The 23,869-nt window shown below is 71.7% G+C and carries 20 protein-coding genes; 10 read left to right on the top strand and 10 right to left on the bottom strand.

Going from position 1 to position 23,869, the window contains the following annotated elements; translation table 11 throughout:
* The first annotated feature begins 62 nt into the window (after nucleotides 1-62).
* From G472_RS0129330 to trhA, 3 genes are all read left to right on the top strand, one after another.
* Nucleotides 63-887, top strand: a complete 825-nt coding sequence (locus tag G472_RS0129330; protein ID WP_051341561.1) for a 16S rRNA (uracil(1498)-N(3))-methyltransferase — start codon at nucleotides 63-65, stop codon at nucleotides 885-887.
* An 18-nt stretch (nucleotides 888-905) separates the two neighbouring features.
* Nucleotides 906-2,270: a glutamate--cysteine ligase gene (locus tag G472_RS0129325; RefSeq protein WP_029011247.1), complete on the top strand. Its 1,365-nt coding sequence runs from the start codon at nucleotides 906-908 to the stop codon at nucleotides 2,268-2,270.
* A gap of 142 nt (nucleotides 2,271-2,412) precedes the next feature.
* Complete coding sequence (gene trhA, locus G472_RS36370; protein ID WP_035694186.1) at nucleotides 2,413-3,081, top strand: PAQR family membrane homeostasis protein TrhA; 669 nt, start codon at nucleotides 2,413-2,415, stop codon at nucleotides 3,079-3,081.
* Between the two features lie 6 nt (nucleotides 3,082-3,087).
* Here trhA and G472_RS40730 read toward each other — a convergent pair whose 3' ends face one another.
* The 4 genes from G472_RS40730 to G472_RS0129300 form a co-directional block, all read right to left on the bottom strand.
* Nucleotides 3,088-5,643 (bottom strand): methyl-accepting chemotaxis protein, encoded by a 2,556-nt coding sequence (locus G472_RS40730; protein WP_029011246.1) that lies wholly within the window; start codon nucleotides 5,641-5,643, stop codon nucleotides 3,088-3,090.
* A gap of 128 nt (nucleotides 5,644-5,771) precedes the next feature.
* Nucleotides 5,772-6,320, bottom strand: a complete 549-nt coding sequence (gene mog, locus G472_RS0129310) for a molybdopterin adenylyltransferase (RefSeq protein WP_029011245.1) — start codon at nucleotides 6,318-6,320, stop codon at nucleotides 5,772-5,774.
* A 22-nt stretch (nucleotides 6,321-6,342) separates the two neighbouring features.
* Nucleotides 6,343-7,899, bottom strand: coding sequence for a cytochrome c oxidase accessory protein CcoG (gene ccoG / locus G472_RS0129305; RefSeq protein WP_029011244.1), 1,557 nt, complete (start codon nucleotides 7,897-7,899; stop codon nucleotides 6,343-6,345).
* A 97-nt stretch (nucleotides 7,900-7,996) separates the two neighbouring features.
* A complete protein-coding gene (locus G472_RS0129300; RefSeq protein ID WP_051341560.1) occupies nucleotides 7,997-8,806 on the bottom strand; it encodes a DUF2243 domain-containing protein in 810 nt (269 codons plus the stop codon).
* 140 nt (nucleotides 8,807-8,946) lie between these two features.
* On the opposite strand from G472_RS0129300, the gene G472_RS0129295 reads away from it, so the two are divergent.
* The 6 genes from G472_RS0129295 (at nucleotide 8,947) to G472_RS0129270 (ending at nucleotide 14,506) form a co-directional block, all read left to right on the top strand.
* Nucleotides 8,947-9,903, top strand: coding sequence for a radical SAM/SPASM domain-containing protein (locus G472_RS0129295; protein ID WP_029011242.1), 957 nt, complete (start codon nucleotides 8,947-8,949; stop codon nucleotides 9,901-9,903).
* 12 nt (nucleotides 9,904-9,915) lie between these two features.
* Nucleotides 9,916-10,239: a metal-sulfur cluster assembly factor gene (locus G472_RS0129290; RefSeq protein WP_029011241.1), complete on the top strand. Its 324-nt coding sequence runs from the start codon at nucleotides 9,916-9,918 to the stop codon at nucleotides 10,237-10,239.
* 4 nt (nucleotides 10,240-10,243) lie between these two features.
* Entirely contained in the window at nucleotides 10,244-11,317 is a 1,074-nt protein-coding gene (locus G472_RS0129285; protein WP_035694183.1) for a hypothetical protein, read from the top strand.
* 73 nt (nucleotides 11,318-11,390) lie between these two features.
* On the top strand, nucleotides 11,391-12,530 hold the full coding sequence (hypD, locus tag G472_RS0129280; RefSeq protein WP_029011239.1) for a hydrogenase formation protein HypD: 1,140 nt from the start codon (nucleotides 11,391-11,393) through the stop codon (nucleotides 12,528-12,530).
* Nucleotides 12,531-12,533: 3 nt separating this feature from the next.
* Entirely contained in the window at nucleotides 12,534-14,201 is a 1,668-nt protein-coding gene (locus G472_RS0129275) for a hydrogenase maturation protein (RefSeq protein ID WP_029011238.1), read from the top strand.
* 116 nt (nucleotides 14,202-14,317) lie between these two features.
* The gene (locus tag G472_RS0129270; protein WP_029011237.1) at nucleotides 14,318-14,506 is read left to right on the top strand and encodes a hypothetical protein; all 189 of its coding nucleotides are present in this window, start codon (nucleotides 14,318-14,320) and stop codon (nucleotides 14,504-14,506) included.
* A gap of 122 nt (nucleotides 14,507-14,628) precedes the next feature.
* On the opposite strand, the gene G472_RS0129265 is transcribed toward G472_RS0129270, so the two are convergent.
* Genes G472_RS0129265 through G472_RS0129250 form a run of 4 tightly spaced genes read right to left on the bottom strand, consistent with a single transcriptional unit; the run spans nucleotide 14,629 to nucleotide 19,101 of the window.
* Nucleotides 14,629-16,260 carry an NAD(P)-binding protein gene (locus G472_RS0129265; RefSeq protein ID WP_029011236.1) on the bottom strand — a complete coding sequence of 544 codons (1,632 nt, stop codon included), beginning with the start codon at nucleotides 16,258-16,260 and terminating at the stop codon, nucleotides 14,629-14,631.
* On the bottom strand, nucleotides 16,257-17,264 hold the full coding sequence (locus G472_RS0129260) for a thiamine pyrophosphate-dependent enzyme (RefSeq protein WP_029011235.1): 1,008 nt from the start codon (nucleotides 17,262-17,264) through the stop codon (nucleotides 16,257-16,259). The genes G472_RS0129265 and G472_RS0129260 overlap by 4 nt, the downstream gene beginning before the upstream one ends.
* A gap of 16 nt (nucleotides 17,265-17,280) precedes the next feature.
* Nucleotides 17,281-18,528: a pyruvate ferredoxin oxidoreductase gene (locus G472_RS0129255; protein WP_029011234.1), complete on the bottom strand. Its 1,248-nt coding sequence runs from the start codon at nucleotides 18,526-18,528 to the stop codon at nucleotides 17,281-17,283.
* 15 nt (nucleotides 18,529-18,543) lie between these two features.
* Entirely contained in the window at nucleotides 18,544-19,101 is a 558-nt protein-coding gene (locus G472_RS0129250) for a 2-oxoacid:acceptor oxidoreductase family protein (RefSeq protein WP_029011233.1), read from the bottom strand.
* Nucleotides 19,102-19,321: 220 nt separating this feature from the next.
* Here G472_RS0129250 and G472_RS0129245 point away from each other — a divergent pair, with 220 nt between their 5' ends.
* Complete coding sequence (locus G472_RS0129245; RefSeq protein ID WP_029011232.1) at nucleotides 19,322-19,642, top strand: hypothetical protein; 321 nt, start codon at nucleotides 19,322-19,324, stop codon at nucleotides 19,640-19,642.
* Between the two features lie 50 nt (nucleotides 19,643-19,692).
* Here G472_RS0129245 and G472_RS0129240 read toward each other — a convergent pair whose 3' ends face one another.
* Together G472_RS0129240 and G472_RS0129235 are read right to left on the bottom strand one after the other, a co-directional pair.
* Nucleotides 19,693-20,073 carry a response regulator gene (locus G472_RS0129240; RefSeq protein WP_029011231.1) on the bottom strand — a complete coding sequence of 127 codons (381 nt, stop codon included), beginning with the start codon at nucleotides 20,071-20,073 and terminating at the stop codon, nucleotides 19,693-19,695.
* Entirely contained in the window at nucleotides 20,070-23,759 is a 3,690-nt protein-coding gene (locus G472_RS0129235) for a PAS domain S-box protein (protein ID WP_156927300.1), read from the bottom strand. Before G472_RS0129235 ends, G472_RS0129240 begins: the two co-directional genes overlap by 4 nt.
* Between the last annotated feature and the right edge of the window lie 110 nt (nucleotides 23,760-23,869).

Genomic DNA, 23,869 nt, shown 5'->3' with positions numbered 1-23,869 from the left:
ATTAGGTCTATAGTCGGGCGGAATCCGCCGATCCGCAGCGCCCGCCGAAGGCCCGACCGCGCATGTCCGAGAGCACCGCCACCGACCACCATCCGGATGCCCGTCCGAAGATCCGCCTCTACGTCGACGGTCCCCTGGCGACCGGCCAGGCGGTCGGGCTGGACCACGAGCGGGCGCACTACCTGCGCCACGTGATGCGCCGGGACCGCGGCGACGCCATCGCCGTGTTCAACGGCCGCGACGGAGAATGGCGGGCCACCATCGACGGGTTCGGCAAGGGCTGGTGCTCCCTGACGGTGGACGGGCGGTTGCGGGCGCAGACGGCGGCCCCCGACCTGTGGCTGCTGTTCGCGCCGCTCAAGCGCGGGCGCATCGACACGGTGGCGGAGAAGGCGAGCGAGCTGGGCGCGTCGCGCATCTGGCCGGTCTTCACCCGGCGCACCGACCCCCACCGGGTCAACCTGGACCGGCTGCGCGCCAACGCCGTGGAGGCGGCCGAGCAGTGCGAGCGCCTGACCGTGCCGGAACTGGCCGAGCCGGTGCCGCTGGACCGCGCTCTGGCCGGCTGGCCGGCCGATCGCGTGCTGTTCTTCTGCGCCGAGAGCGGGTCTGCCATTCCCGTTGCGGAGGCCGTGCGTGCCCACGCCACGCGTCCGGCCGCTTTCCTGGTCGGACCGGAGGGAGGCTTCGACACGCGGGAGCTTGACGCCATCCGCAATCTTCCCTTTGTTGTTCCGGTCGGCCTGGGGCCCCGTATCCTGCGGGCCGACACGGCGGCCTTCGCCGCGCTCGCGTGCTGGCAGGCCCTCGCCGGGGACTGGGCCGCGGGTGGCGACGCCAGACCGCCGTACCGGTCGCCGGATGCTCCGGCGACGCCCACCTCCTGATCAGGGCAACGCACGGCCATGTCCGCTCCCCCCACCGCGCAAGGCGAACCGGTCACCGACCGGCGGCAACTGGTCGCCTATCTGGAGTCCGGCAGCAAACCGGCCGAGGACTGGCGCATCGGAACCGAGCACGAGAAGTTCGCCTACCGCTTGTCCGACCTGCGGCCGCTGCCCTACGACGGGCCCGACGGTATCGGCGAGCTGCTGACGCGCATGCAGCGCTTCGGCTGGGAACCGGTGGAGGAGAACGGCAACGTCATCGCCCTGACGCAGGACAAGGCCAACATCACCCTGGAGCCGGGCGGGCAGGTGGAATTGTCCGGCGCACCGCTGGTCACCCTGCATCAGACCTGTTCGGAGGTGCACCGCCACCTGCGCCAGGTCAAGGAGGTCGGCGGGGAACTGGGCATCGGCATGATGGGGCTGGGGTTCCAGCCCAAATGGACGCGCGACGACATCCCCTGGATGCCCAAGGGCCGCTACCGCATCATGCGCGACTACATGCCCAAGCGGGGCGGGCTGGGCATCGACATGATGACGCGGACCTGCACCGTGCAGGTGAACCTGGACTTTGCTTCGGAAGCCGACATGGTGAAGAAGTTCCGGGTGTCGCTGGCGCTCCAGCCGGTGGCGACGGCGCTGTTCGCCAACTCCCCCTTCACCGAGGGGAAGCCCAACGGCTTCCAATCCTTCCGCAGCCACATCTGGACCGACACCGATCCCGACCGCACCGGCGACCTGCCGTTCGTCTTCGCCGACGGTTTCGGGTTCGAGCGGTACGTCGACTACATGCTCGACGTGCCCATGTACTTCGTCTACCGCAACGGCACCTACATCGACGCCTCCGGCCAGTCCTTCCGCGACTTCATGGCGGGCCGGCTGCCCGCCCTGCCGGGTGAGACGCCGCGGATCACCGACTGGGTCGACCATCTGACCACCGCCTTCCCCGAGGTGCGCCTGAAGAAGTACCTGGAGATGCGCGGCGCCGACGGCGGCCCGTGGCGGCGCCTGTGCGCCCTGCCGGCCCTATGGGTCGGGCTGCTGTACGACACGGCGGCGCTGGACGCCGCGTGGGACCTGGTGAAGGACTGGACCGGGGAGGAGCGCGCCCGCCTGCGCGCCGACGTGCCCCGCCACGGCCTGCGCACGCCGTTCCGCGACCGCACCCTGCGCGAGGTGTCGCTGGAGGTGCTGGAGATCGCCCGCGGCGGTCTGGTGCGGCGGCGGCGCAACGACAACTGGGGCGACGACGAGGCGCATTTCCTGGACACGCTCCAGGGCATCGCCGAATCCGGGCAGACGCCGGCCGACGAGTTGCTGGCCCGCTACCACGGGGTTTGGGGCGGCAGCGTCGACCCCGTGTTCCGGGAGTACGCCTACTGAGGTTTTAACCTCCCCGGATCGCGGAGCACGGCACGGGGCATCGCGTTGATCCTTTGACGGCGGCCGGACCGCCGGACAAGGACGGAGGACCGATGCCCCGCGACCGCTTCGGCGCCGCGCGCCACCGGGGGGCGCCGTCGCCATGACCAGCGCCCCTTTCGATTTCCCCGACTACACCGACCGGGAACGCACGGCCGATGCCGTGGTCCACGTGGTGGGCGTTCCCGGCGCCATCATCGCCGCCGCCTGGCTCATGAGCGCCGCGGCGGTCCACGCCACGCCCCTGGAAATGACGGCGCTTGCCATCTACTGCGCCGGCATGGTGGGCGTACTGACCTCCTCGGCGCTCTATAACATGACGCCGGCCGGCTGGTGGAAGGAACGGTTCCGCCGCGCGGACCACGCGATGATCTACATCGCCATCGCCGGCTGCTACACGCCGCTGTCGCTCACCCGCCTGAACGGCGAGGGCGAGGGGCTGGTGCTGTGCATGGCCGTGTGGGGCATGGCGCTGGCCGGCGCCGCGCTGAAGCTGCTGTTCCCCCGCCGTTTCGAGCGCACGGGGTTGGTGCTCTACCTGCTGATGGGCTGGGCCGCCCTGGCGGTGGTGGGGCCGCTGCAGGCGTCGCTGTCCGCCGCCGCCTTCGCGCTGATCCTGGCGGAGGGGGTTGCCTTCACCCTTGGCGCCTGGATCCACCACCAGGTCTGGATCCCCTACTACAATCCGATCTGGCACGTCTTCGTGCTGATCGGTGCCGGCTGCCACTACGCCGCCATGGTGCTGGAGTTCACCGGGGCGGCGCCGGCCTGACCCCGGTCAGGCGACCCGGCGGAAGAAGGCGACGAGGCCGCGCAGGTCGTTGGCCTGATCGGCCAGGGAGCGGGACGCGGCGGTGGTCTCCTCGACCAGCGCCGCGTTGCGCTGGGTCATCTCGTCCATCTGGGCGACGGTGGCGTTGATCTCGTCCAGGGCGGTGGCCTGTTCGGCCGAGGCTGCCGCCATCCGGGCGATGAGGGCCGCCACCTCCTGCACGCCCGATACGATGCCGGCCAGCGCGTCACCCGCCCGGCCGACCAGCTCCACACCGTCGCGCACCTGGCCGTCGCTGTCGAGGATCAGGGTCTTGATCTCCTTCGACGCCTGGGCGGAGCGCTGGGCCAGGTTGCGCACCTCCTGCGCCACCACGGCGAAGCCGCGCCCGGCGTCGCCGGCCCGCGCCGCCTCCACCGCCGCGTTCAGGGCCAGCAGATTGGTCTGGAAGGCGATCTCGTCGATCACCCCGATAATGTCGGTGATCCGACGGCTGGCCTCTTCGATCCGCTTCATGGCCGCTACGGCGGAGCCGGCGATGGTGCCGCCCGACTCGGCGGAGCGGCGCGCGTCCTCGGCCATGCGGTTGGCGTGCCGGGCGTTGTCGGCACTGGAGCGGACGGTGGCGGCGAGCTGCTCCATGCTGGCCGCCGTCTCTTCCAGCGACGACGCCTGCTGCTCCGTGCGCTCCGCCAGGTCGGTGGAGCCCAGCGCGATTTCCCCGGACGCGGTGCCGATGGTGTCCGCGGCGGCGGCGATGCGCGCGACGATGTCGCCCAGCCGTTCGGCGGTACGGTTGGCGTCCTGCCCGATGCGGCCGAACATGCCCCGCTGGTCGCCGTCGATCCGCTTGGACAGGTCGCCGTCGGCCAGCGCCGCCAGGAACTCCACCACGTCGCGCAGCGACCGCTCCGACGTTCCGGTCAGGGCGTTCATGCTGCGCGCCAGCTCCAGCATGAAGCCCTCCTTTCCCGTCGTGGTGCAGCGTTTGGAGAAGTCGCCCTCGGCGGCGGCGCGGACGATGGCGGCGATCTCGTCTTCGATGGCCAGTTCCTGGGTCACGTCCCGCCATTCCACGACCGTCCCGTGGCGGGCCCCCTGTTCATCCAAAACCGCCGTTGCGATCAGGTCGAAGCGGCGCACCCCGATGTCCACCCGGGAGCGGTGGGAGCCGGTGAGCGTCGAGAGGAGGCGGCGCTGCATCGTCGGGTCGCGGTGCCAGTCGTCGATGTGGGAGCCCTGCAGGGCGTTGACGTCGAACCGCGGCAGCCGGGCGCGGATGTCCGCCTCCGCCCGGCGGAACATCTCCAGCACGGCGCGGTTCAGGTAGATGATCCGCCCGTCGGTGTCGGCCATCATCACGTTGGCCGACACCGTGTCCAGTGCGGTCTTGATGCGCATGGCCGATACGCCGGCGGTGCGGATGTGATGGATGGCGCGGGCCAGCGCGCCGACCTCGTCGCCGCGCTCGTCGCCGGGCACGGGCACCTGGACCTCGCCGGCCGCGATGCGTTCGGTGGCGGCCGTCAGGCCACCGATGGTGCCGGTGATAGAGCGCACCACGGCGATGCCCACCAGCAGCGCCAGCCCCGACCCGGCCAGCGCCACCGCCAGGACCAGCGCGAAGTCCCGCCGCGCCGCCGCGGCCCTGGCGTCGGCCATGGCGCGCAGATCGTCGGCCAGGCGGTCCTCCACCTCCTTCATACGGTCGATGCGCTCCGTCGTGGCGCGGAACCAGTCGGGGGCGGCGGTGCCCTTCAGGTCGCCCGCGATCCCCGCGTCGAGTGCCACCCGGCGCAGTGCCTCGACCGTTTCCAGCGCCGAACCCTCGGCCCGGCTGCGGAACAGGGCGGCCGCGTCGGAGGCGGCGACTCCCCGGAAGACCGCGAAATAGGTGTCCTGGGCCGCGATCAGCGACACCAGGCGGCGGTAGGTCGGGCCGTCGAAGGCCCCGGCGGCAAACCCGCCGGAACCGGTGGCCCGTTCCTGCCCGGCGCGTTCCTTGCCCTGCATCAGGGCGGTGTAGGCGACGACCACGTTCTTCAGGTCGGCGTCGCCGGTGATCCGGCTGACCTCGTAGGTGGCATCCAGCAGGCCGCCGATGACGCGGGTGTAGAAGGCGAAGGACTCCGGCCCCGGGACCGCCAGGCGGTCGATTGCGCCGCGGCGCTGCGCCAGCGTGGCCAGAAGCGACTCGGCATCGGCTACCGACGCCAGGAACCCCTCATAGTCGGGGCTGCCCCGCAGCCCCGCCAGCGCGCCCGTCAGCCCCGCCAGCGCCCCGTCGGACAGGGTGCGCTGGGCGTCCAGCTCGCGGCGGAACTGGTTGCCCCGGCTGCCGATGTAGAGGGCGCTGGCCCCGCGCTCTCTTTGCAGTTCGTGCGCCAGGGCCCCCACGGTGGTGGTGACGTCGGCCAGGGTGCGCAGCCGGGTGATCTCCGACAGGGCGCGCCACCGGTCCGCGACGACTCCCGCCGACAGGGCGGCCAGGGCCACGATCGACACCGCCAGCGCGGCCAGCACCTGGCGTCGGATCGGCCAATGGGAAAGGCGCGGGATCATGGGCATCCCCGGTCAGCGAAGGATTGAGGGAACGCACGGATTGTATGCCAACCTTAGCGGTTGGGGTATGAACAATCCATAACCGGCGTGCGGTCTTTGACCCCGACGGCCGGTGCGTCCCTGCGGGGTCAGGCCTTCGGCCGGAAGGCGGCGCACACCGCGGGATCGGTGTCGATCCGGGCGCCGCCGATCAGGTCCAGGCAATAGGGAATGGCGGGGAACACCGCCATCAGGCAATCGCGGATCGCCGACGGCTTGCCCGGCAGGTTGAGGATCAGCGCCGTGCCGCGGATGCCGGCGGTCTGGCGCGACAGGATGGCGGTGGGGACCACAGCCAGGCTGACGGTGCGCATCAGCTCCCCGAAGCCGGGCATCATCTTCGCGCACACGCTCTCCGTCGCCTCCGGGGTCACGTCGCGCGGGGCGGGGCCGGTGCCGCCGGTGGTGACGACCAGGTCGCACCCTTCGGCGTCCGTCAGCTCCGCCAGGGTGGCGGCGATGACCTCGAATTCATCGGGGATGAGGCGGGCCACCGGCTCCCACGGGGAGGTGATGATGCGCTCCAGCTCCGCCCGGATGGCCGGGCCGCCCTTGTCCTCGTAGACACCGCGACTGGCGCGGTCCGACACGGTGACGATGCCGATGCGCAAGGGCCGGTCGCTGCCGGGCGTGGTCATGGCCGGGACTCCTGCCGGGACGTCAATCGTGGGGGGCGAGGAAGACGGAGGTGTAGGTCTGCGTGTCGCCGCGCACCCGCTCCGTCAGGGTGAAGGTGAGCGGGGTGGAGGCGGCGCCGACCGACCCCGGCGGTACCGTCACATAGACGCGGTAGGTGGCGACGCTGTCGGGATCGGCCTCGATGGTGACCGGTCCGTTCGTGTCGCCGTCGCCGGCGGTGGCCAGATCGGCCCCGGTCAGCCCGCTGATCGCCAGGGTGTACGCGCGGCTGTCGCGCGTCTTATTGGCGACCTTGAAGGTGTACGCGTTGCGCAGGGAGCCGTCCTGCAAGGTGACGTACAGCGGGGCGCGATCGCGCAGCACCGACACCTCGAACCGGGCGCGGTTGGCGAAGGTCACCGTCATCAGGGCACCCACCAGGATCATGACCACGAGGTAGACCACCACGCGGGCGCGGATCAGCGGCACCCGGTACCCCGGGGCTGCGACGGCACAGCCGCCGCCGGTCCCGCAACCGCCGCCGGCCCCGCAGCCGGTTGCCGCCGCCGGCGCGGCAGCGGGCCCGGGAGCGGCGGCCGGCCCCAGCGCGGCGGCGGCCTGGCCGGCCAGCGTGTCGAAGGCGATGAGGCCGCGCGGACGGCCGACCGAGTCCATGATCTTGTCGCAGGCGTCGACGCACAGGCCGCAGTTGATGCAGTCGGCGTTGGCGCCCTCGCGAATGTCGATGCCCATCGGGCAGACCTGGACGCATTGCGCGCAGTCGATGCAGTCGCCATAGCCGCGGGCCTGACGCTGTTCCCAGCTTTCCGACTTGCGCTTGGGCGCGCGGGTGTCGCCGCGCAGCGGCTGGTAGGTGACGACCAGGCTGTGCTCGTCCAGCATGGCCGACTGGATGCGCGGCCACGGGCACATGTACTTGCACATCTGCTCGCGCGCGAAGCCGGCCATGGTGTAGGTGGACACCGTGAACAGGCCGAGGAACGTCAGGGCGTTGCCCGACAGGTTCAGCGTCGCCATGTCCGCTGCCAGGGTCGGCGCGTCTGTGAAGTAGGCCAGGAAGCCGAAGCCCGACACCAGCGACACCACACCCCAGAAGGCATGCTTGGCGGTCTTGCGCATCAGCTTGCGCCGGGACCAGCGGGCCTTGTCCATGCGGATGCGCTCCGCCCGGTCGCCTTCGAAAAACTGCTCGATCCGGATGAACAGGTCGGTCCACACGGTGTGGGGACAACCGAAGCCGCACCAGATGCGCCCGGCCAGGGCGGTGGCCAGGAACAGCCCGACGGCGGCGATGATCAGCAGGCCGGTGAGGTAATAGATCTCCTGCGGCCAGATCTCGATCCCGAAGATGAAGAAGCGGGCCTGCTCCAGATCGAACAGCACGGCCTGGCCCGGCGCCTCCGCCCCGCGGTCCCAGCGCAGCCACGGCACCACGAAGAAGATCGCCAGCAGAATGCCCAGCGCCGACCATTTCAGGCGGCGGAAGCGGCCGGACACCGCACGCGGGTGGATCTTCTTGTGGGATTCGTAGAGGGGGGCCTGCTCCGGCGCGGATTTGAACGGAGTACCGTCGGGCATGTCGCGGACCTGGTGGCGGGATCTGGATGCGGACCATACCGGATAGCGATCCTGCGACGAATTGACCAGGATCAAGATCGCCGGCCGCGCTGCCGCGTCACACCCTCAGCCAGTCGAAGCAGCCCGCCGGCAGAATGCCGTTGCTGACCAGCAGCGCGCCATGGCGGTAGAGAGGCCGGACCGACCCGCCGGGGCCGACGTCGATGGCCCACAACTGCCCGGACCCATCCCCCCACACCAGCCGCCCGTCCACCGCATCCACCGCCGCCGCCACGTCGGTCATGGCGGTGCCGGGACGGAACAGCACCATGTGGATGGTGACGTCGGGCGGCGGCAGGGCGGCAAGGGGACCGGCGACCAGCACGGCCGCCGCCAGGGCCGCCGGTGCCGCCCGCCGGGTGCGGCGATCACCGCCGCCGCTGTCATCGGTGCCGCCTCGGCGGTGCAGCCACAGGCCCGCGGCGATGAACAGCACGCCGAACACCACGAACCACAACAGGTCCCACAGCAGGGGGCTGGCGGACTCCATGCGGATGCGGTGGATGCCGAGAATCCAGTGGGACAGGATGCCGTCCACCACGTGCCAGACGCCGAATCCGATCAGGGCGTCAGCGAACAGCCGGCGATCGGCGCCCGGCCCGGCGAAGGCGCGGCGGCTGCGCCACAGCAGCCACAGGCCCGCCGCCGCGACGACGTACATGATCGCGTGGAACAGCCCGTCGGCCAGGATCTGGACCCGGATGTCCCGGAAGGCGGCACCCTCCACCGCCGACAGCAGGTGATGCCATTGCAGGATCTGGTGCAGCAGGATTCCGTCGAAGAACCCGCCGATGGCGAAGCCCAACAGGAATCCGGCCCACCGGAGGCGGGAGGGCGGTGCCGCGTGCGCGGGTGCGGTGTCGAGCATGGCGGGTCCTCGGCGTGCCCGGTCTGCCACCTCAATGCCCGCGGGCCCGAAGCGTTCCGGCCCCTTGACCGTGATCAAAGCCGGCCGGCCCCCGTGTCGGCTATGGACAGACCATGGTTTTTCGGTCCGGAGCGAACGGCATGTCTTCGATTACCCGGCGCGTCGACGCCATCACGGCGATCCCGCAGGCGTACCTTACCGCCGCACCGCCGCCGCCGCGCAGCGTCAAGATCGAGCTGACCGCCCGTTGCGACCTGCAGTGCTTCTTCTGCGCCACGGGGTACAAGCTGCGCGACCGCGCCGACATCGACCGGGACCTGCTGGTCCGCCTGCTGCACGAGATGCGGGCCGCCGGGGTCGAGGAGATCGGCCTGTTCTACCTCGGCGAATCGATGCTCTACCCGCGCCTGGCCGAGGCGGTCGCGGTGGCCAAGCGGGACTGCGGCTATCCCTATGTCTTCCTGACCACCAACGGCCGCATGGCGTCGCCGGAGAAGGTGCGGGCCTGCATGGAGGCGGGGCTGGACAGCCTGAAGTTCTCCATCAACGCCGCCGATGCCCGGCAATACAAGGAGATCACCCGCGTCGACGCCTTCGACCGGGTCATCGCCAACCTGAAGGAGGCGCGCGCCGTGCGCGACGCCGTGCTGGCGCAGACCGGGCATCGCTGCGGGCTCTACGCCTCGTCGATCCTCTACGACGGGGAGCAGAAGGAGCGCATGCAGCGCACCGTGGACGCCATCCTGCCCTACGTGGACGAGCACTACTACCTGCCGCTCTACAACCAGGCGGGCTTCACCGCGGGGGCCGGCGGCACGACGCCGGTCGCCGGAAACATCGGCCGCGTCGGCGCGCTGCGGGATCCGCTGCCCTGCTGGGCGGTGTTCACCGAGGGCCACGTCACCTATGACGGCAAGCTCTCCGCCTGCTGCTTCGATCACGACGGGCGCTTCGACATGGGCGACCTCACCACCACCCCGTTCCGCGATGCCTGGAACGGCGCCCGCTTCCGGGATCTGCGCGCCGCCCACCTGGAGCGCGACGTCACCGGCACCGTGTGCGAGCGCTGCATCGCCTACCGGACCGGCGACGCCTGAAGGAGATCCGCCATGAACGACACCGCCACCCTGACCGACGCCGTCCGCGACGCCCTGCGCGGTGTCATCGACCCCGAAATGGGCATCGACGTTGTGGATCTGGGCCTGGTGTACGGCATCGCGGTGGACGACGACCGGGCCGTGTCCGTGCGCCTGACCGTGACCTCGCCCGCCTGCCCGCTGGGCGAGTTCATGCGCGCGACGGCGGAGGATGCCATCCGCGCCGCCGTTCCCGACGCCACGGGGGTGGCGGTGACGCTGGTCCTCGACCCGCCGTGGGCGCCCGAACGCATATCCGCCGCGGCCCGCCGGCGGCTCGGCTGGCCGGAGGCGTGAGGCCATGACCGCCGCCGCCCTGCGGGCGCGCCGCCTGCCGCTCCTGGCCCTCGGGGCCGCGTCGCTGGTGGTGGGCGTGCTGGCCGGCCTGGCCCGGATGGGCTGGGCGCTGCCGCTGCCCCACGATGGTGCTGCGCTGCTGCACGGGCCGCTGATGGTCTCCGGCTTCTTCGGCACGGTGATCGGGCTGGAACGGGCCGCCGCCCTTGGCCGGTGGCCGGTGTTCGCGGGGCCGCTGGCCTCGGGGGCGGGCGGGATTCTGCTGGTGACGGGCGGGCCGGAGGCGGCGGGGGCGGCGCTGCTGACGCTTGCCGCCGCCATCCTGCTGGCTGCCTCGCTGTGGGTGTGGCGGCAGCAGCCGGCGGGCTTCACCGCCACCATGGCGGGGGGTGCGGCCTGCTGGCTGGTCGGCAACGGGCTGTGGCTGGCGGGATGGCCGGCCACGGCCGCCGTGACGTGGTGGATGCTGTTCCTCGTGCTGACCATCGCCGGCGAGCGGCTGGAGCTGAGCCGCTTTCGCCCGCCGGACCGCCGGGCGGCGCCGGCCTTCGCGGTGACGGTGGCGGCGCTGGTGGCCGGCGCCGTGCTGGCGACGGTGGCGCCGGACGCCGGGCTGCGGCTGACGGGCGTCGGTCTGGCGGCGCTGGCCCTGTGGCTGGTGCGCTTCGACGTGGCGCGGCAGACCGTGCGGATGCCGGGGCTGCCGCGCTTCGTGGCCCTGTGCCTGCTCTCCGGCTACGGCGGGCTGCTGGCCGGCGGCCTCATTGCCCTGGCATCGGCCGCGCCGGCGACCGGGCCGCTGTACGATGCGGTGCTGCACGCGGTCATGCTGGGGTTCGTCTTCGCCATGGTGTTCGGCCATGCCCCGATCATCCTGCCCGCCGTGCTGCGCCTGGCCGTGCCCTTCGGCCGCCGCCTCTACCTGCCGCTGGTCGCCCTGCACCTGGGCGTGGCGATGCGCACCGCCGGCGTGCTGGCGGACGACCTGATGCTGCGCCAGTGGGGCGGGGCGGCCAACGCCGCGGCGATCGGCCTGTTCATCGTCCTGACGGCGTGGAGCGTGGTGCGCGGCCGTTGACGCGGATCAACGCGGGGCGTGGCCGCGGCAGGCAGGGTATGGTCTCGTTGCCGCCGGAGATCGGATGTCGCCCATGAAGTATGTCGAGGAGTTCCGCGACGCCGCACTCGCCCGCGGCCTGGCCGGGGCGATCCGCGCGGCGGTGCGGCCGGATCGCCGTTATCACATCATGGAGTTCTGCGGCGGCCATACCCACGCCATCGCCCGCTACGGCATCCCCGACCTGCTGCCGCCCGCCGTCCGCCTGATCCACGGGCCGGGCTGCCCGGTCTGCGTGCTTCCGGTGGGGCGGATCGACGACGCCATCGCCATCGCCCGCCAGCCCGACACCATCCTGTGCACCTACGGCGACGTGCTGCGGGTGCCGGGATCGGGGCGCCTGTCGCTGCTGAAGGCCAAGGCGGCGGGGGCCGACGTGCGCATGGTGCTGTCCACCATGGACGCCCTGCGCATCGCCGAAACCAACCCCGGCCGGCAGGTGGTGTTCTTCGCCATCGGCTTCGAGACGACGACGCCGCCCACGGCGGTGGCGCTCCGGGCGGCCCGCGCCGGCGGCATCGCCAACTTCTCGGTTCTCTGCAACCATGTGCTGACGCCCTCCGCCATCCAGAACATCCTGGAAAGCCCGGAGGTGCGCGAACTGGGCACCGTGCCGCTGGACGCCTTCATCGGGCCGGCCCACGTGTCCACGGTGATCGGCAGCCGCCCCTACGAGTACTTCGCCGAGGAATACCGCAAGCCGGTCGTGGTGGCGGGGTTCGAGCCGCTGGACGTCATGCAGGCGATCCTGATGCTGGTGCGCCAGATCAACGAGGGCCGGGCGGAGGTGGAGAACCAGTTCACCCGCGCCGTCACCCGCGACGGCAACGCCAAGGCCAAGGCCCTGGTGGCGGAGGTGTTCGAGCTGCGCCGCTCGTTCGAATGGCGCGGTCTCGGCCGGGTGCCGTACAGTGGCCTGCGGATCAAGGCCGCCTATGCCGACTGGGACGCCGAGCGGCGCTTCGCCACGGCCAACGCCTCGGTGCCCGACCACAAGGGCTGCGCCTGCGGCGCCATCCTGCGTGGTCTGAAGACGCCGACGGACTGCGTCCTGTTCGGCACGGGCTGCACCCCCGACAACCCCATGGGGTCCTGCATGGTCTCGGCGGAAGGGGCGTGCGCCGCCCATTACACCTACGGGCGGTTCCGCGACCGGCGCGCGGGGGCGGCCTGAGCCATGCGCATCCTGCTCCTCGTCCACGCGTTCAACAGCCTCGCCCAGCGCCTGTTCGTCGAACTGGCGGAGCGCGGCCACGACCTCACCATCGAGTTCGACGTCAACGACGCCGTCACCCGCGAGGCGGTGGCCGCCGTGCGCCCCGACCTGGTGCTCGCCCCCTTTCTGAAGCGCGCCATCCCGGAAGACGTGTGGCGCCGCGTGCCCTGCCTGATCGTCCACCCCGGTCCGCCCGGCGACCGCGGCCCCTCGTCCCTCGATTGGGCGGTGCTGGAGGGGGCGGAGCGCTGGGGCGTCACCGTGCTGCAGGCCGACGGCGAGTTCGACGCCGGCCCGGTGTGGGCGTCGCAGACCTTCCCCATGCGCGACGCCGCCAAGGCCGGCCTCTACCGCCGCGAGGTGACGGAGGCTGCGGTGACGGCGGTGATGCAGGCGCTGGAGCGCCTGACCGGCGGCGGGGCGCCGATGCCGGTGGACCCGGCGGCGGTGCGCTCCCGCCCGGTCCTGCCGTGGTCCTCCCGCGCCATCGACTGGGCCGCCGACGACACCGCCACGGTGCTGCGCAAGATCCGCAGCGCCGACGGCGTGCCCGGGGTGCGGGACCGTGTCGCCGGCCTTCACGTCAACCTGTTCGACGCCCATCCGGAAAGCCGGCTGACCGGCCCGCCGGGCGCCCTGCTGGCGCAGCACCACGGCGCGGTGTGCCGCGCCACCGTCGACGGCGCGGTGTGGATCGGCCACATGAAGCGGCGCTCCGCCGACCCCGCGGCGCCGACGCTGAAGCTTCCCGCCGCCATGGTGCTGGGCGACGCCGCCGTCGGCCTGCCCGAGGTGGACGGTGACCACCGCGACGTGTGGTACGAGGAGTCGGCGGGGGTCGGCTATCTGCACTTCCCCTTCTACAACGGCGCCATGGGCGCCGGGCAGTGCGCCCGCCTGCTGGCGGCGCTGGGGACGGCGCTGCGGCGGGCCCCCCGGGTGCTGGTGCTGATGGGCGGCCCGGATTTCTGGAGCAACGGCATCCACCTCAACCTCATCGAGGCGGCGGACAGCCCGGCCGACGAATCCTGGCGGACCATCAACGCCATCAACGACGTGGCCCGGGCGGTGCTGACCGCCGGGGACACGCTGACCGTGTCGGCCCTGGCCGGCAACGCCGGGGCCGGCGGCGTCTTCCTGGCGCTGGCCGCTGACCGGGTGTGGGCGCGCCGCGGCGCGGTGCTGAACCCGCATTACCGGGGCATGGGGAACCTTTACGGCTCGGAATACTGGACCTATGTGCTGCCGCGCCGGGTGGGAGCGGAGCACGCCCGCGCGGTGACCGAGGCGCGCCTGCCCATGGGCGCGCCGGAAGCCGTGCGCCGGGGCCTGGTGGACGAGGCGTTCGGGACCACCGTGGAGGATTTCCGCGCCGGCGTCCGCGCCCGCGCCGAGGCTCTGGCGGCCGACCCGGTGCTGCCCGAGCTCCTGGCCGAAAAGCGCCGCCGCCGCGCCGCCGACGAGGCGGAGAAGCCGCTGGAGCGCTACCGCGAGGAAGAGCTGGAACGCATGCACCTCAACTTCTACGGCTTCGACCCCAGCTACCACGTCGCGCGGTACAACTTCGTCTTCAAGATTCCCAAGTCGCGCACACCGCTTTACCTCGCCCGGCACCGCCGGGCAGATTGAGGCTCTGCGGAAAGGGAGTATGCCGGCAGAACAGGGTGGCCTGTTTACCTCCGGTTAAGTCCATCGGTCTTAAGACGGTTGGCACTGTCCATCCCGGACCGACGGAGTTCACGGAAATGGCCGCGTCCGTTACCCGCGCTCTTCTTGCCATCAAGCGTTACAATCGACAGCCCGATCAGATCGACCACACCATCCTCGCGGCGATCAACGTGACGCTGTGCCTCGCCTCCGGTGGCAACGACCGGGTCGCCGAAGGCTTCAACGCCGACGTCGCGTCCGCCGGACGGGGTGCGGGGCGGGTGTAGGCGCTTCACCGGTCCGGGATCATCCCCGTTGTCTCCGGTATGAAGCCCTCCCCCGTCGAAGATGGGAGAGGGTTGGGTGGGGGCTCGAAGCAGCGGCGTCCCGATCAGACAGTACCCGTCCTTCAGATCTCCTCCTCCACCATGTCGATGGCGCCGCAGGGGCATTCGGCGGCACACAGGCCGCAGCCCTTGCAGAAGTCGTAGTCGATGCGGAAGCGGTTGCCCGGGCCCAGCTTGACCACGGCGTTGTCCGGGCACACGCCGAAGCAGTTGTCGCATTCGAAGCAGTTGCCGCAACTGAGGCAGCGCCGAGCCTCGAACAGCGCGGTGGTCTCGTCCAGGCCGCCCTTCACCTCGTCGAAGGTGGTCTGCCGGCGCAGGGCGTCGAGGACGGGCTGCACCGTGCGCGGGGCGTCGGTGTAGTACCAGGTGTTCAGCCGATCGTACCCGGCCACCGCGTGCTTGGGCGCGGACTCCTGCGGTGCGCCGCGCAGATAGGCGTCGATGTGGCGCGCCGCCTTCTTGCCGTGGCCGACGGCAACGGTCACCGTGCGCTCCGACGGCACCATGTCGCCGCCGCAGAACAGGCCGGGGTGGCCGGTCTGCAGGTCGGGGCCGACCCGGATGGTGCGGTCCTTGTTGACCTCCACCCCGGGCACCCGCTCGATCACCGTGGTGTCCACGTCCTGGCCCAGCGCCAGGATCAGGGTGTCGCCCTCGATGGTCTCGACCTCGCCGGTCGGCCGCGGCCAGCCGGTGTCGTCCAGCTCCATCCGCTCCACCACCAGCGAGCCCTCGTCCATGCGCCGGATGGTGCTGAGCCAGCGCACCAGCACCCCTTCCTCCAGCGCCTCCTCCACCTCGAAATCGTGTGCCGGCATCATCTCGCGGGTGCGGCGGTAGACGATCAGCGCCTCCTCGGCACCCAGGCGCCGGGCGGTGCGGGCCACGTCGATGGCGGTGTTGCCACCGCCGTAGACCACCACCCGGCGGCCGAGCTTCGGCGGCTCGGCCCCCGTCTCCATGCCGCGCAACACCGACACGGCGTCCAGGATGCGCCCCGCCGCCACCGCGGGAATGTCGACCCGCCGCGCCAGATGGGCGCCGATGGCGGCGAAGCAGGCATCATACCCGCCCTCGGCCATGGCGCGGGGAATGTCGTCGATGGCGGTGTTCAGACGCAGCTCCACCCCCATGGCGAGGATGCGCTCCACCTCGGCGTCCAGCACCTCGCGGGGGAGGCGGTAACGGGGAATGCCGAAGCGCATCATGCCGCCGGGCTTCGGCCCGGCGTCGGCGATGGTCACCGTGTGGCCCATGCGGGCGAGGTGGTAGGCGGCCGACAGGCCGGACGGGCCGGCGCCGATCACCAGCACGCGCTTGCCCGTGGGCGGGCCCGGCTCGACCCGCCAGCCCTCGCGGATGGCCAGATCGCCCAGGAAGCGCTCCACCGCGTGGATGCCCACGGCCTGGTCGAGGCGGCCGCGGTTGCAGGCGTCCTCGCAGGTGTGATAGCAGGCGCGGCCCATGATGGCGGGCAGCGGGTTGTCGCGCATCAGCACCTCCCACGCCGCGCGGTAGTCGCCGCTTTCCGCGTGGTACAGCCACCCCTGGATGTTCTCCCCGGCCGGGCAGCGGGCGTTGCAGGGCGGCAGGTGGTCGGCGTAGACGGGCTTCGAGGTGCGCCACGAGCCGGTGCGGTTGGCCAGCGAGGTGCCGGCGTCCAGCGTGATGGCGAAGGGATGCTCGGTCATCGCACGGCCTCCTCGGCGCTCAGCAGGTTGAAGCGGCGGATGTTGGCGTCGGCCATGGCCTGCAGGCGGTCCAGCGCCTCCTGCGCCCCGGGCGCATCGGGCCGGAAGAGATGGGCGAAGCGTTTCTGGGGCTTCAGATACTCCGCCACCGGGACGCGCCGGCGGATGGGGGTGGTGGCCGTGACCTCTCCGTGCTCCGCCTCGAACAGGGGGAACAGGCCGCTCTCCACCGCCAGGCGCGACAGGCGGATGGTGTCGTGGCTGGCCGCCCCCCAGCCCAGCGGGCAGGGCACCAGGATGTGGATGTAGCGCGCACCGTGCAGGCCCATGGCCCGGGTCACCTTGGCCTCCAGGTCGTGCAGGTCGGCGACCGTGGCGGTGGCCACATAGGGGATGCCGTGGGCCATGGCGATCCGCGGCAGGTTCTTGCCGGTGCCGAAGACGTTGCCCGGTGCCGCCCCCACCGCCGGGGTGGTGGCGGTGCGCGCCGCCGGCGGCGTGGCGCTGGAGCGCTGCACGCCGGTGTTCATGTAGGCTTCGTTGTCATAGCAGATGTAGAGGACGTCGTCGTTGCGCTCGAACATCCCGGACAGGCAGCCGAAGCCGATGTCGGTGGTGCCGCCGTCGCCGCCCTGGGCGATGACGCGGGTCGCCTTGCCCTTCACCCGCATGGCCGCTGCCACGCCGGACGCCACCGCCGCGGCGTTGCCGAACAGGGAATGCAGCCAGGCCACCTGCCACGAGGTTTCGGGATAGGGCGTGGTGAACACCTCCAGGCAGCCGGTGGCGTTGACGCACACCAGGTCGCGGTTGGCGGCGCGCATGGCCGCGTCGATAGCGTAGCGCGCCCCCAGCGCCTCGCCGCAGCCCTGGCAGGCGCGGTGGCCGCAGGTCAGCGCGTTGGAGCGGTTGCGGGATGCCTGCACCGTCCGCTTGTCGGAGTCGAGCAGGCGGTTGCCGACGGTCAGCGTGCCGGTCTGGTAGAACTTGACGGTCTGAGTCATGGCCGATGCTCCCCCTTCACGACGCGCGGCCGGCGCCGACGCGGCGCAGGACGTTCTCGGCGATCGGTCCGGCGCGGCGGGTGCGCTCCATGCGGGCGATCTCCGCCTCCACCACGTCGGACTTCAGGTCGAGGAAGTGGACGTCGTAGTGCGGCTCCCGCTCCACCTTGCGCAGGAAGTCCGCCAGGGAGTCGCCGGTGATGGGCCGTCCGCCCAGGCCGGCGATCAGCGTGTAGACCCGGTTGCCGAAGCCGCGCAGGGCCATCCGCACATGGCTGGCGAGGATGCCCCCCATGCCCACCGCGAGTGCCTTTTCCAGCACCACGACCCGCCGCGCGCCCAGCAGCGCCTCGCGCACGTCGTCCAGCGGGAAGGGGCGGAAGGCGCACAGGTTGAGCGCACCCACCGCGTGGCCGGCGTCGCGCAGGGCGTCCACCGTGTCCTTCACGGTGCCCATGACCGATCCCATGGCGACGACGACGGTGTCGGCGCCGTCGATGCGGTACGGCCGCACCAGCCCGCCGGACTCGCGGCCGAAGACGGCGCGGAACTCCGCCGCCAGCTCGGGGATGCGCTCCAGCGCCCGCATCTGCTTGTGGTGGGCGAGGTAGCGCACCTCCATGAAGGCGTCGGGGCCGACCATGGCGCCCATGGACAAGGGCTCCGCGGGGTCAAGGACCTGCACCGGGTCGAACGGCGGCAGGTAGGCGTCCACCCGGGCCTGGTCGGGCACGTCCACCCGCTCCACCGCGTGGGTCAGGATGAAGCCGTCCACGTTGACCATCACCGGGCACGACAGCTCCTCCGCCAGGCGGAACGCCTGGATGTGCAGGTCCACCGCTTCCTGGTTGGTCTCGGCGAACAGCATGATCCAGCCGGCGTCGCGCACGGACATGGCGTCGGAATGGTCGTTCCAGATGTTGATCGGCGCACCGATGGCGCGGTTGCCCAGCGTCATGACGATGGGCAGGCCGAGGCCGGAGGCGTTGTACACCGCCTCCATCATGAACAGCAGGCCCTGGCTGGCGGTGGCCGTGTAGGACCGGGCACCGGCGGCCGAGGCGCCGATGGCCACGGACAGGGCGGCGAACTCCGATTCCACGTTGATGAACTCGCACCCCGTCAGGTGCCCGTCGCGCACCAGTTCCCCCAGCCCCTCCACGATGTGGGTCTGCGGCGTGATGGGATAGGCGCAGATGACCTCGGGCCGGCAGAGGGCTATGGCTTCCGCCATGGCGCGGCTGCCTTCGATCTGCTTCAGCATGGGACGTCCCCCGGTTCAGGAGAGGCAGTGTTCGTAGGCGGCGGTCGCGGCCCTGGCGTTGGCGTCCCCGATGGGGCCGGGGAACGTCTCGCGGATGGCGGCCAGCACCGAGTCCAGGTGGATCTGGCCGGTGACCGCCGCGAAACCGCCGAGCAGGGCGGCGTTGGGCACCGGCCGGCCCACATGGGCCCGGGCGATCTCGGTGGCGGGGACACAGCGGGCGTGCCCCTTGGGAAAGCGGGCCATGACGTCGGCCAGATGCAGCCCGTCGAAGCCGAGACCGGTGTTCACCAGCACATACCCGGTGTCGGGCAGGCCCTGGAAGACGTCGACGGAGTGGAAGAGGGTGGGGTCCTGGACGATCAGGGCGTCGGGGACCCGGATGGGTTCCCGCGCGCGGATCTCGGTGTCGGCGATGCGGCAGAAGGAAACGACGGGGGCGCCCGTCCGCTCGGACCCGAAACTGGGAAAAGCCTGGGCGTGCCGGCCCTCCCTGAAGGCGGCGACGGACAGCATCTCGGCGGCCGTGACCACCCCCTGTCCGCCGCGCCCGTGGATGCGTACCTGGAACATGCGCGTTCCTCCCGGGTACTTTTTTGGTTGCGGAAGTCTAGGGATGGGTGCGGTGCAGCGACATTGATCCAGCGCAACCCGCCCGACCGGGCCACCCCCGTCCGTCCGTGGCACCAAAGGCCCCGCCACCTGTTCTTCCAGAGGACAACCGGCCCCGGCCGGTCACGGATCAACGGAGGAAGGAGTGTTCCCGGACGGGAGCCTCCCGGAGTGTGCAAGCATGAGCTGGTCGACCGAAGGTGCTTCGCTGGCCGATGTGCTGGAGCCGGTGCTCTGCGTGGCCGAGGACGACGAGGGCGAACTGGTGCAGGCCGTGAACGACGTGGCGGAGGCGCTGGCGGCACTCGGCGTGCTGATCGTGGACCGTGCCGGACAGCCGGTGCACGGCGTCAGCGACGAACGCGCGGTGATCGGCGCGCTCGCCGCCTACGCCAAGGGGCTTGCGCACGGAGGACGGCTCGACGATGCGGTGTCTGTGGGGGAGCTGATCGACCGCATCGACCAGCTCCGCTATCGGCCCAAACGGCCGGGGGTGCATTGAAATGACCGGCGCCGAGGCGGCTGATTGCCGCCCCCGTCCGCAAGGCGGCGCTATCGCCGCCGGGCGGCGACGGCGTCAGCGAGGGCGTCGTACAGGCTGGGCGGACTGAAGGGTTTCTGAAGGGCGGGCGCATCGGCGAAACGGGCGTCGATGTCCGCAGCACCGTAGCCGGTGGTGAAGACGAAGGGGATGCCGCGGGCCGTCAGGGCCTCCGCCACGGGATAGATGGGCTCGCCCCCCACGTTGACGTCCAGGATGGCGCCGTCCAGCGCCGGATCGGCGGCCAGTTCGAGGGCCGCGGCGACGCTGGCGGCGGGGCCGATGATCCGGCAGCCGAGGTCACCCAGCATGTCTTCCAGCATCATGGCGACCATCGCCTCGTCCTCCACCAGGAGGACGCGCAGGCCGGAAAGTCGTTCGTCGGCGGTCATGGAAGCATCACCTTTGTGGATACCGGCAACCGCATGCGGCAGATCACACCGCCGGCGGCGAAGTCAAGGCTGACGGAGGCGTTGAGTTCGCGGGCAACGCCGCGTTCGATGAGGCGTGAACCGAATCCCCGCCGCGACGGTGGCGACACCGGCGGGCCGCCGGTTTCGGTCCAGGTGAGGTCGACCGCGCTCCCGTCCATCCGCCACGCGATGGCGATCCGCCCATCGGTTCCGGCCAGCGCGCCGTACTTCATGGCATTGGTCGTCAGTTCGTGGAACACCATGCTGAGCGTCACCGCCGCGTTGGGACCGAGGCGCAGCTCCGGCCCGCCCACGGCGATCCGGTGCCCGTCCTTCGCGATGTAAGGTGCCAGCGTGCGGCGGACAACATCGTTCAGCGACGCACCGTGCCAGGACTCGCGGGTCAGCAGGTCGTGCACCTGGCTCAGCGCCAGCAGGCGGCCGGTGAAGGTGTCGATGAAGGCATCGGGGGTCGCCGCCCCGCGCAGCGTCTGCTGCGCCACCGACTGCACGGTGGCCAGGGTGTTCTTCACCCGGTGGTTCAGTTCGGCCAGCAGCAGCTTCTGCCGCTCCTCGGCCCGCTTGCGCTCGGTGATGTCCAGCAGGGTGCCGACCGCGCGCACCGGCGCTCCTCCGGCGTCCCGGTGCACACGCCCGCGCACCTGCATCCAGCGCTCCTCTCCGGTGTCGGCACGCAGGATGCGGAACTCGTCCTCGTGCAGCCGGTCACCGTCCTGCGCGAAGGCGGCCTGGTAGCGGGCGATCGTCACCTCACGGTCGTCGGGATGGATCAGCCGCGCGAACAGGTCGTAATCGGCCGGCCGGTCCAGGGGGATGCCGATGATGCGCTTGAACTCGTCCGACCAGCGGCGGCGGCCGGACACCGGGTCGAAGTCCCAGATGCCCAGCCCCGTCGTCCCCACGGCGAGGCGCAGCCGCTCCTCGCTGTCCCGCAATGCGGCCTCGGCGCGCTTGCGCTCGGTCATGTCGACGGTGACGGCCAGCAGGCGGTCGATCCGCCCCTTGCCGTCGCGCAGGACCGTCACCGAATTCTCCACCCAGACCACACCGCCGCCCGGGCGCACGAACCGTTTCTCCACCACGTAGGGGCTGCCGTCGCGCAGCGCCCGGGCAAACGGGGGCAGGCTGTGGGCATGGTCGTCCGGGTGGGTGAGATCCTGCATGCGCACACCCGGCAGCGCGTCGCGTCCGATGCCGACAAGACGGCAGAAATAGTCGTTGGCGGTGATGAAGCGGCCGTCCGCGTCGATCTGGCTGAGCCCGGCGCTGGCCTGCTCCACCACCGCGGCGAAGCGGGCGTCGCTGGCGCGGATGGCCTCGGCGGCGTTGCGCCGCTGGCGCGCCAGTTCCAGGTTGGAGCGCACGCGGGCGACCAGTTCGCGCGCCGTGAAGGGTTTGGTCAGGTAGTCGTCGGCCCCGGCATCCAGCCCGTCGACCCGCGCCTCCTCTCCGGCGCGGGCCGACAGCAGGACCACCGGCACGTCGCGGGTCGCCGGATCCGCGCGCAGGGCCGCCAGCAGGGCGAAGCCGTCCAACCCCGGCATCATCACGTCGCTGAGCACCAGGTCGGGCCGGCGCGCGCGCGCCGCGGCCAGTGCCGCCGCGCCGTCGGCGACCGCCTCGACCTCGTACATCCCGTCCAGCAGGCGCGTGACGTAGCCGCGCATATCGGCGTTGTCGTCGGCCAGCAGCACGCGGCCACCCGCCGCCTTACCGGCTGCCGGCCCCGGTGCCGGTTGGGAGCCGGTGTGGCGCCCGGCCGGTCCGCCGTTGGGCAGCCAGCGCAGCGCTTCCTCGACGAAGGTGCCGGCCCGGACGGGAGCGGCGGCCACGGGACGCGGCGTCCCGTCGCGTCCGGCCGGAGCGGGGAGATGGGCCGTGCCGAAGGGCAGGGTGATCGTGAAGGCGCTGCCGCGGCCGGGGGTGCTGTCCACCGTGATGGTGCCGCCGTGCAGGCGGACCAGCTCGCGCACCATGGCCAGGCCGATGCCGCTGCCCTCCTGGCTGCGGCCCTGCGCGCCCTCGACCCGATGGAAGCGTTCGAACAGGCGCGGCAGCTCGGCGGCGGCGATGCCGATGCCGGTGTCGCGCACGCACACCCGGGCGCCGTCGCCGCTCTCGCGGACGGTGACGGTGATCCCGCCCGCCAGAGTGTACTTGAAGGCGTTGGACAGGAGATTGAGGATCACCGTCTCCCACAGGTCGCGGTCGAGATGGACCGGCCGGGACAGGGGCGGCGCGTCGATCGACAGCGTCAGGCCGGCCCGCTCGCAGGCGGAGCGGAAGTTGGCCGCGAGATCGGCGGTCAGGGCCGCCAGGTCGGCCGGCTCGTACGCCGCCTGCAGCCGCCCGGCCTCGATGCGCGCGAAATCGAGCAGACCGTTGACCAGCTTCAGCAGGCGCAGCCCGTTGCGGTGGGCGAGTTCCAGGTGTTCCCGGATGTCCGCGGACGGGGAGTCGGGCGTGCGCTCCAGCGCCTCCTCCAGCGGGCCCAGCAGAAGGGTCAGCGGCGTGCGGAACTCGTGGCTGACGTTGGAGAAGAAGATGGTCTTGGCGCGGTCGATCTCCGCCAGGGCCTCGGCGCGCCGGCGCTCCTCCTCGTGGGCACGGGCGGAGGCGAGCGCGCTCGCGACATGGCCGGCCACCAGGTCGGCAAAGCCCCGGAATTCCTCGTCCAGGGGGCGCACCGGGCTCAGCCCGAGCACCAGCGCCCCCGCCCGTTCCTCCCGCGTCGAGCCGGCCAGGGGCAGGACCAGGGCGGAGCGCGGCGGGTGATCGCCGATGCCCGCGGGCAGCCCGGGAAAGCGGGCGTCAAGGTCTTCCACCACGACGGCCGTGCCGGACACCGTCACCACCTCCAGCGGCCATGGTGCCGCCGTCCCGCCGCCGGCCGTCACCATCGGCGGGCAGGCGGGATGGTCGGCGTCCGGGCCGACCCGCGCGCCCAGGCGGAAGCTGTCCCCCTCGGCGAGGTAGAGCAGGGCGAAGGGAAGATCCCGGCGGTCGGCGGCCAGCGCCGCGGCGGCGGCGGCACAGGCTCCGTCGACGGTGCGCGCCCGCGCCATGCCTGCCGCCAGGTCGCGCAGCAGCGCCAGCCGGCGCTGTCCCACGACCTTCTGCGTTTCCTCGGTGCAGGCGCAGAACACGCCGGCGATGCCGCCGGCATCACCCGGCAGCGGGCTGTAGGAGAAGGTAAAGTAGGTTTCCTCCGGAACGCCGTAGCGTTCCATCAGCAGCAGCAGGTCGCGGTCCAGCGTCGCATCGCCGCGTTCCAGGACGGCGTTGGTACGCGGGCCGATCACCGGCCAGATCTCCGCCCAGATGCGCCGGGCCGGCTGCCCCAGTGCCTGCGGGTGGCGCGCGCCGAGCACGGGGATGTAGGCGTCGTTGTAGAGGTTGACGAGGTCCGGTCCCCACCAGATGAACATCGGGTAGCGCGACGCCAGGATGATGCGCACGGCGGTGCGCAGGCTCGGCGGCCAGCCCTCCGGCGGGCCGAGCGGGGTGGCCGACCAGTCGCAGGCGGCCATCAGCGCGCCCATGCGGCCGCCACCTGCGAACGGATCGTCGGCCGTCGGGCACTGCCCCTGCGCACCCGGGGCGGCAACGGGAGCCGTGGCGTCATCCCGGCGGTAGATGGTCACGACACCTCGCGGTTTGCGTCGGGGACGGGCAGGTACTTTCTATCGTCGGAAGCTTAGCGTCACCGCGACGAGGGGGAAGCGTTCCAATGGTTATAGCGCCGCCCGGGCCT

Origin of the sequence: Azospirillum halopraeferens DSM 3675 (assembly GCF_000429625.1) — a bacterium.
Lineage (GTDB): Bacteria > Pseudomonadota > Alphaproteobacteria > Azospirillales > Azospirillaceae > Azospirillum > Azospirillum halopraeferens.
This window is presented reverse-complemented; position numbering and strand designations above follow the sequence as displayed.